The sequence below is a fragment of the Pseudorhodoplanes sp. genome (assembly GCF_050250235.1).
GTDB lineage: Bacteria > Pseudomonadota > Alphaproteobacteria > Rhizobiales > Xanthobacteraceae > Pseudorhodoplanes.
Map to the genome: position 1 here is coordinate 1 of NZ_JBFWPA010000207.1, position 7,655 is coordinate 7,655.

A 7,655-nucleotide genomic window follows, 5' to 3' on the forward strand; every position below is an offset into this window, starting at 1 on the left:
TTCAAGCCCAGAATGTTTCTCTTTGACTGCTCGGTAAGAAACGGCAGATCCACAATCTCGGCCGGCAAATCGAAATCAAAGTGAGGCCAGTCTGATGCGAACATCAACTGCGAATCCGCGTTGATCATCTCCAACGTCAACGCAAGCGCTTTTTTGTTGGTCATTTCCATTGGCTGCGTCGTGTAAAAGCAGTTCTCGCGCATATATTCGCTCGGCAACTTCTTGAGCAGAGGCGCTTCGGACGTCCGCATAAGGTACTGGTCGTCGAGCCTCTGCATCAGGAATGGAACCCAAGCCAATCCACTTTCAATCCAGATCGACTTCAGTTTGGGAAACCGCTCCGGAATCCCGTTGAGAATCCAGTTGGTCATGTGGATCATGTTGCACCAGACAAACCCCAGTGCATGCATGCCCAGGAAACGATTGATCTGCGACAGCGATTGATCGTTCCAGTTATAGGCAGCATGAAATGCGATCGGCTTACCGGTCTCCTGAATCATGCTGTAGAGACGCATATAGTCGTTGTGGTGCACCGCCTTGTTGCGGACCGACGACACGCAATATCCGATCACGCCAGGAGCGTCATTGAACTCCTTAACCATCTTTTCGCAGGCCGAAGGCGTATTGAACGGCAGTGCAATCAGCGTTTTTATGCGCGGATCCGCTTTAAGCAGGTTCTCAACGGTCCAACGCGTATATGCGCGGGTGAGCACCACTTCCATATCGTGCTGCGGGTGCATTCCCAAAAACAGCATCGGAGTCGGAAACACCACCATATAGTCGATGCCCAGCGCATTCATCGCACGGCGGGTCAGCGTCACATCCCGATGAACAGATGTAGTCTTGATCTCTTCGCGCTGAGCTTCCTGATGCATAATCCGGCCGCCGACGCCTTGATAGCGAAGTCCAAAATCGCCATTGAGACCATATGGCGCCGCTGTCCAGCGCGACGAATGATAATCGCGTGCAGCTTGGCGCAACACCGGATCTTCAATAAATTCGACAACCTCCTTCCACGAGATCGTTTCCGTGTGATGAGCGTCGATGTCGCAAATCAGCCAGTCGCTGAAATTTCGACGACGCGCCTCAACCTTGGCGTGGTTCAGCAGGTTCTGCGTGTCCGTATAGACGCTATACTCCGCCTCGGGCACTTTGCGGGCAGAACGAATATCACTAATGCTCATCGCTGATCCTCCGGTCGCGCGCGATACCACAACGCCAACTCCATCGGACCGAGATGCAGCGCACGCAGCAGTTCCGATACCGCCGACAACAATTCTGATGGTGAAAGGGCTTTTGTGTCTTCCGGCAGCAACGGAGAGAATGTGCGATCTTCGAGATCGGCTTTTGCGAAATACAGCCTTACCGCAGCCGAGAAAAGATGGGCAACAGCCTCATCTGATATCAATTTGGCGTCCTGGGATGAAATCAGGTCGAGCGCGGCGGCATGAATTGCCTTGGCGTCATCCTCGACCCAATTGTAATCATCATTTCTCAGCAATCCATTAGATGCACGCATATACGTCATCCCCTTCGATTTCGAGATTGACTTTCCGCAATCCTGTCTCGCGGCCAATGCAACGTCCTGTCCGCAGATCAAATTCGTGACCGTGCCAAGGACAAACGATGTGACGATCTTCTTCGCTAAAAGCGAGATGCTCGACGGTGCCGTCACTTGCGACAGGCTCGACAACCTTCGGCATGATGCGTCCCTGGCAAACCGGTCCACGCATATGCGGGCATTGGTTTCGCCACGAGACTAGGTCGTTATCAAGCGCAAACACCCCTATCTCGACATCGCCGCACTCAAAAACAGAGCGGCCGGCGGCGATCAGTTCATCACGCGGCCCAAGAAGATATTTGATCAACACGTTTCCCCTATCGTCTGGAGCCTTTTCTTGCGACATATTCTGCTCGCGACATATCGAACGTAGAATATAACTATAACACCATTATAATCTTGTCAAACCCGCGCCGTACAAGCACAACCAAGAAATGTGAGAACTGAAAATTGGGCACCTTACGCGATAAGAACATGTCATTGCGCCGTCGCCGCATATTGGACTCGGCGCGGCGGATCTTGGCTGAGAGCGGCTACGATAAACTTTCCATAAGGATCCTCGCGGATCGATCACGCGTGACGGCGCCAACCATCTATCACCTGGTCGGCGGCAAGGCTGAAGTGATAAATGTTCTCGTTCAAGAAATGGCGACCAGTCTCAACAGTGCTCAGCTATTTAAGCCGAGCGTTGATCCGATCGCAGCGGTGGGAGTGATGATGCAGCGCATCGCTAATTTCATCGCAAAGGACGAAGCATACTATCGCGAGTTGCTTATTGCGTGGGAGGTTCAGCAGCGTTTCGAGAACTTCGAGCCTTCCGGGACATCAGGTTTTTCCATGCACAGCATTTCAACAGTGGTTGAATCGGCACAGGAAGCTTCGATGCTTCGAAGCGATGTCGATCTGCAGTTTTTACGGCTTCATGTCTGGAACTGCTATCGGATTGCCCGACACGACTGGGTTCACGATCGAATCGACCTGGACCGCTTTCGCCATCAAGCAAGCTCGGGAATGCTATACTGTCTGCTTGGAGCCGCGAAAGAAGAGTATCGCGAGCGCATCCTCACCGCCATAACCAAAAGCACCCGAGCGATTGATGATGAAAGAACGTCAATCTTTGGATTCGATAATTCACCCTTTTTATAGCCGGAAACCCGAGGAACAATATTTGGAGTTTCAAAACTTCGGCGCAAGATCAAACAGCGGCAATCTTACTTAGTGCTGCGCGATCGATTTTATTGGTCGCAGCAAGTGGCAGCGCATCCCTAAAATAGACGCGGCGCGGATGCTGATAGGCTGGCGCATGGATCAATACATAATCCTTGACCGCCTGCTCCGAGAGATTGGCGCCCGCTTTCAACACGACGAATGCGATCGGCTTCTGCCCCTTGATTTCATCGGCGACCGGCACCACGCAAGCCTGCATGACCTCAGGGAGCCGTTCAATAACCTTCTCGACTTCGCCAGGATAGATATTCTCGCCGCCGCACGTGAACATGTCATCGACGCGGCCTACGAAATAATAACAGCCATCTGCATCGCGTCGGAATACATCGCCCGACTTGTACCAGCCGTCTTCGGTCAACACTTGGCGCGTCTTTTCCGGCATATTCAAATAGCCGAGCATGTTGGCGGGCGTTCGCATCCACAATTCGCCTTCGGCCGCCTCGGTGCCATCCGCCGTGACCAGACGCAGCTCAACATCCGGCAACGGCCACCCCAAGGCGTCGCCGCCCGGCATCGTCTTGCCTGCCTTCGGCCCGAATACCATCGCCCCGCCCTCGGTCGTCCCATATGCGCCGCCCACAAAGGCATTGGGAAACGCTGCATGAACGGCATCATAAAGCTGATGCGTCGCCGGCGCCGATCCCATCCGCACATAACGAACTTTCGATGTGTCGATGGCCGCGAGCGCATCGCTCTCCCGCAACACCATTGCCATCATCGTCGGCACCGAAGTCACCCAGGTAACGCCTAGCTCGCCGATCGCTGCGATAAAGTTGATCGCATTGAATTGCGGCAACAGGACAAGGCTTGCATGAGCAGCCATGGCGAACTTGGCGGAGATCAGTGCATTCATATGGAACAGCGGTGCGGCCACGATCAATCGTTCGTCCTCGAACGACGCACGGGCGCTCACGCGTTTCTTCAACACCCAGAGCTGCCCTTCATGCGAAAGCTGCACACCCTTCGGTATCCCCGTCGATCCCGATGTATAGAGGATCATCGCGCAAGAGTTCGGCGGAAGAGTCACTGTCTCAAAGGGGCCGTAATCCAGCAGGGAACCCCATCCCTCTCCCTCCATCGCGACGCACGGCAACCCCTCCGGCACCAGATTCATTCGTTCGATGTCGGTGATTGCCAACTTCGCCGCGCAATCCTTGAGCACGAAATTGATGGTTTCAGCCGGAAGCTTGTAGTTGATCGGCACTGCTATCATGCCAGCCCGCATGATAGCGAAATAGGCGATCAGATATTCAGCGCGATTAACCCCGATCAAGGCAACTGTATCGCCAGGCTTGAGCCCACGCCTGACCAAGCCCCGAGCGCAGGCATCGGACAGCGCATCCATCTGGCCGTGCGAATAAGATCGCGGATGATGAAAATCTAGACAGTCGATCAACGCGACCATATCGAGATTTTTGGCATGATCCGTCAATTTTCCGAGATTCGTCCACATTCTGAATTCCATTGTCATTCACGGACAGGAAGTCTCCCCGCGCCAGCATCGGCGAGAAGTTCTCGAGAGCCTTTGTCGGCTCTCGAGAGGATCGATAGGTAACTTCAAGGTCCTGAACCCGAAAGACAGGGTCCAGGGCTTTCTTGGAAGTGCGTCAAAAATCGTTACTTAAAAGACTTGGCTTGCGCTTTGATCTTCTCAGGATCGAACTTGGCGAAATCTCCAACGAAGGCATTTGTGTAGCAGGCATCTACATCAATGTCCTTGGTCGTTAGCTGCCCGCCTTCATACAGCGCTACGACAAAGTCGCGCCAGACCTGCGGATCATAGGCGCCCCACTTACGCGGCTGTCCTTCCGGAAAGAAAAGCATCTTATCGAACCGAGCGGAGAAAATCCGCACTCCGTCGGCAAGCACCTTGGCTTCGTCTCCGCTCGGCTTGTCGTCCGGATATTCTTTCCAGAACATTTTGACGCAAGCCTCACGATTCGCCTCACAGAACACCGACGCCTTTGCGACAGCACGACCGAATCCAATAATTGCTTGCGGCTTATCTCGGATAAAATCCTCATGGGCTACGAACCCGTTGGTGAACAGGGCATCATAGCGGGGAAGCCGCTCCAGACGGCGAATCTTGGTGCCCAGTGCTTCCAGCGTCGCGTGCTGGGCGTCGAAAAGATTAAGGGCATCGATCCGCTTTTCGTTCAGCATCAAAAATGCCCCGGCACCGACGCCGACCGGCACCAGCGTCGCGTCAATCTTCAGGTCCTTGAATTCCGCTTTTGTGATCGGAATGTTGCCCCAGTTTGACCCGCCGACGCCAACCTTCTTGCCGGCAAGATCAGCCACTGTCTTGAACGGCGAATCGGCAAGCACGGCAAACTCCCAGCTGGACCGGCGCGTCACGTTGTAAAAGAACTTTAGCGGGAGCTTCTCCTTCCCGGGAGCATGCGAAAGGATGATGATATCGGGGTTCGGGTAACCAATATCGACGCGCTTCGCGAGCATCTGCGGAATCAACGTACCGCTGCCTTTGAAGCCCATTATCTGGACCTCAAGTCCTTCTTCCTTGAAATAACCGAGTTGCTTGGCAGCGACTATGGGAGCCTGCGACAGCGTTACCGACGCCGGGATGCCATAAACCAGTTTTACAAGGTTCGCTTGTGCCGGCGTGCTGCCGAGCGCAATTGAAGATACTGCTAGCGTTGCCGTTACATACAGACTCTTTTTATAGCTCTTCATCACTTCCCTCCATTGATAAAGCTGAGCTACCCGGTAACAGGTACGTAAGTTCCGCGCCCGACCGCGACGAGCTTGCCGTCGGCCGCGAGAATATCGATATCAACCACTGCCGATGTGCGGCCGCTTCGGCGAACCACGGCAACGCCGTCGACATACTCTCCGGCCGCCGGACGCAAATAGTCGATCCGTAAATTCATGGTCGGAACGCCGCCTCCAACCAGCATGCCGATCGCAAAGTCGCCGACGACATCGATGAATGCCGCAAGCACTCCGCCATGAAACTGCGCAGTGCCGGGGCGTCGCTCGAATTCGGGACGCATCGGAAGCCGCGCCGCGAAACGCGAGCCGGCATGATCAACTTCGCGCACCTCGAGATTCATCATCCGCATAAACGGCGACCGGCTGAAGATCGCCTCGATATCGACCTTCTCGAGTTTTTTAACCGAGCTCTCGCTCATGGCTTCACCAGCACTTTGCCGAACAAATGCCGGTCTCCCATCTGCCTGAAAGCCTCATTGATGCCGGCGCTGTGAACCTTGATGAGAACTTCACCACGACCGACAACAGGATCCGGAAAATTGGTTCCGTACTTGATTCCGCCCGGACCGCCGCGTTCATGGATAACCGCCGCCTTCATCTCGACTTCCTTGAGAATTTAAGCCGTCTGCGTAAAGACGAGTGCGCCATGGCTCGCTTCGGACGGCCCAACCCATATGGATCGGCTCGCGTCCAGCGATGGCTGCTCGAAATAATCGATGTCACGGCTTTCGAAGAGCGCACGCAGACGATCCAGTGAGGCGACGCCGATACCGGCGGCAGCAACCCGATTAACCGGACCATCGCGATGAACCGGCGAATGCGCGCGCATATCCGCTTCCGACATCACCCAGAAGCGTCCGCGGGCAAGCTTGAAAACCGCAGCGCCGTCGATGCGGTCCGCGGCTCCGAGAAACCGGCTGAGGCGCTCCACTGTCAGCGCCACGTTCGGGCTGGCGAAATAGATCGAGGACAATTCGTTGGCGCCGTTCTCGTGCTGAAGCAAATGCGGCTGCCATAGAATTTCCGGCGTCCGGTGTTCGATCACGATGAAGCGCGCTTCCGGATTCACCTCCTCGTTGAGATGGATGTTCTCGAATTTCGCCCGGCGCACCATTTCGTCGTTGATGCCAAACGCGGCATCGCGCTCCAGCTTGGCGGGCGCCGCCGTTTTCACGCCGGCCTCAACCAGCGCCTCATAAGCGGCGGCGGACGACGAACAATTCATCGCCACGATATGCAACCCCTCATAGCGCGTCACCATGCGCTTGACGTTGCTCGGCATGCTGTCGTCGACCAGCCCGACCAGTTCGAAATAGCCATGCTTGAACATCGCGCAATGATTGCCCGATCCCCACGGCACCACCGGACCGCCGGGCTCCAGCGCGCCGGCATGCATGCTGCGGGAGGTCAGCCGAAACCCCATCTTCTCGAACGACGCGCGCGCGTGATCGAGATTCCTAATTCCGAGCCCGACATGATCAAGGCTAAGTCCGAGCGTCGTCATTCAACACCCATTGATTTATCCATTCCGCAAATCCGCCGTATCGTTCATCGCGTATGTCCAACCGGCATCGCACTTCGAATCGAGTTACCATCTGCGTCGGCACCAGAAGCGGCGTCCAATGCCTGAGTCATATCCGCGATCAGATTCTGCACAGACTCATGACCTGCATGGATTCTGCGCCGTAGACCTTCGCCGATCGCAGCGCTTGCGCAGCGCGCAGGCAATGGATCGACCAGCGGCGCGAGACTTTCATAGCTGCTCCACGACAAGCCGATGCCGAACAGCCGCAACGATCTGAAGAAACGAGCATCGCTTCGGATGGTTCGAACCTCTCCATAAACTGATCAATGCGATTTCGGAGATGGTGAACTTCTATCGTCTCGCCGGCAGCACCGGCTCTCTGCTGAAGGTCGCAATTTCATCATCAAGGACCACCCCGCAACAGAAACAGACGTCACAAGTTCGATGAGGTCGTGAAAAAACGCTTCAGATTCAAGTTCTGTGCGAACGTGACATAGCGATAACGGACGCCATCGATTGAACCTTCAGTTGAGGTGCCGCGACAGGAATTCGTTTCCGATGCAACGGGTTTTTCCAAACGCCCTTGATAAGGAAATCAAAATCCGCGCG

General features: G+C 55.1%; 9 protein-coding genes. 1 reads left to right on the forward strand and 8 read right to left on the reverse strand.

The genetic code is table 11. The annotated features are described in order from the left end of the window. The 3 genes from AB7F49_RS36415 to AB7F49_RS36425 form a co-directional block, all read right to left on the reverse strand. The coding region (locus tag AB7F49_RS36415; protein WP_428531901.1) for an amidohydrolase family protein at positions 1–1,184 on the reverse strand (1,184 nt) is incomplete at its 3' end. Continuing rightward, the gene (locus tag AB7F49_RS36420) at positions 1,181–1,528 is read right to left on the reverse strand and encodes a hypothetical protein (protein WP_428531904.1); all 348 of its coding nucleotides are present in this window, start codon (positions 1,526–1,528) and stop codon (positions 1,181–1,183) included. The genes AB7F49_RS36415 and AB7F49_RS36420, both read right to left, overlap by 4 nt. Further along, positions 1,506–1,907, reverse strand: coding sequence for a Rieske (2Fe-2S) protein (locus AB7F49_RS36425; RefSeq protein ID WP_428531907.1), 402 nt, complete (start codon positions 1,905–1,907; stop codon positions 1,506–1,508). Before AB7F49_RS36425 ends, AB7F49_RS36420 begins: the two co-directional genes overlap by 23 nt. A 128-nt stretch (positions 1,908–2,035) precedes the next feature. Between AB7F49_RS36425 and AB7F49_RS36430 the strand changes: the two genes are divergently transcribed. After that, on the forward strand, positions 2,036–2,707 hold the full coding sequence (locus AB7F49_RS36430; protein WP_428531910.1) for a TetR/AcrR family transcriptional regulator: 672 nt from the start codon (positions 2,036–2,038) through the stop codon (positions 2,705–2,707). A gap of 49 nt (positions 2,708–2,756) precedes the next feature. On the opposite strand, the gene AB7F49_RS36435 is transcribed toward AB7F49_RS36430, so the two are convergent. From AB7F49_RS36435 to AB7F49_RS36455, 5 genes are all read right to left on the reverse strand, one after another. Further along, positions 2,757–4,241: a class I adenylate-forming enzyme family protein gene (locus AB7F49_RS36435; RefSeq protein WP_428531913.1), complete on the reverse strand. Its 1,485-nt coding sequence runs from the start codon at positions 4,239–4,241 to the stop codon at positions 2,757–2,759. 164 nt (positions 4,242–4,405) lie between these two features. Further along, complete coding sequence (locus AB7F49_RS36440; RefSeq protein WP_428531916.1) at positions 4,406–5,482, reverse strand: ABC transporter substrate-binding protein; 1,077 nt, start codon at positions 5,480–5,482, stop codon at positions 4,406–4,408. Between the two features lie 26 nt (positions 5,483–5,508). Continuing rightward, positions 5,509–5,940, reverse strand: coding sequence for a PaaI family thioesterase (locus AB7F49_RS36445; RefSeq protein ID WP_428531919.1), 432 nt, complete (start codon positions 5,938–5,940; stop codon positions 5,509–5,511). Further along, positions 5,937–6,119, reverse strand: a complete 183-nt coding sequence (locus AB7F49_RS36450) for a hypothetical protein (RefSeq protein WP_428531922.1) — start codon at positions 6,117–6,119, stop codon at positions 5,937–5,939. The genes AB7F49_RS36445 and AB7F49_RS36450 overlap by 4 nt, the downstream gene beginning before the upstream one ends. A gap of 18 nt (positions 6,120–6,137) precedes the next feature. Then, positions 6,138–7,025, reverse strand: coding sequence for a VOC family protein (locus tag AB7F49_RS36455; protein WP_428531925.1), 888 nt, complete (start codon positions 7,023–7,025; stop codon positions 6,138–6,140). Positions 7,026–7,655: the final 630 nt, after the last annotated feature.

What these genes read in the sequence shown, in the direction of transcription:
- AB7F49_RS36445 (WP_428531919.1), bottom strand. Translation starts at nt 5,940, where the DNA reads ATGAGCGAGAGCTCGGTTAAAAAACTCGAGAAGGTCGATATCGAGGCG.
- AB7F49_RS36420 (WP_428531904.1), bottom strand. Translation starts at nt 1,528, where the DNA reads ATGACGTATATGCGTGCATCTAATGGATTGCTGAGAAATGATGATTAC.
- AB7F49_RS36425 (WP_428531907.1), bottom strand. Translation starts at nt 1,907, where the DNA reads ATGTCGCAAGAAAAGGCTCCAGACGATAGGGGAAACGTGTTGATCAAA.
- AB7F49_RS36450 (WP_428531922.1), bottom strand. Translation starts at nt 6,119, where the DNA reads ATGAAGGCGGCGGTTATCCATGAACGCGGCGGTCCGGGCGGAATCAAG.
- AB7F49_RS36430 (WP_428531910.1), top strand. Translation starts at nt 2,036, where the DNA reads ATGTCATTGCGCCGTCGCCGCATATTGGACTCGGCGCGGCGGATCTTG.
- AB7F49_RS36440 (WP_428531916.1), bottom strand. Translation starts at nt 5,482, where the DNA reads ATGAAGAGCTATAAAAAGAGTCTGTATGTAACGGCAACGCTAGCAGTA.
- AB7F49_RS36455 (WP_428531925.1), bottom strand. Translation starts at nt 7,025, where the DNA reads ATGACGACGCTCGGACTTAGCCTTGATCATGTCGGGCTCGGAATTAGG.
- AB7F49_RS36435 (WP_428531913.1), bottom strand. Translation starts at nt 4,241, where the DNA reads ATGTGGACGAATCTCGGAAAATTGACGGATCATGCCAAAAATCTCGAT.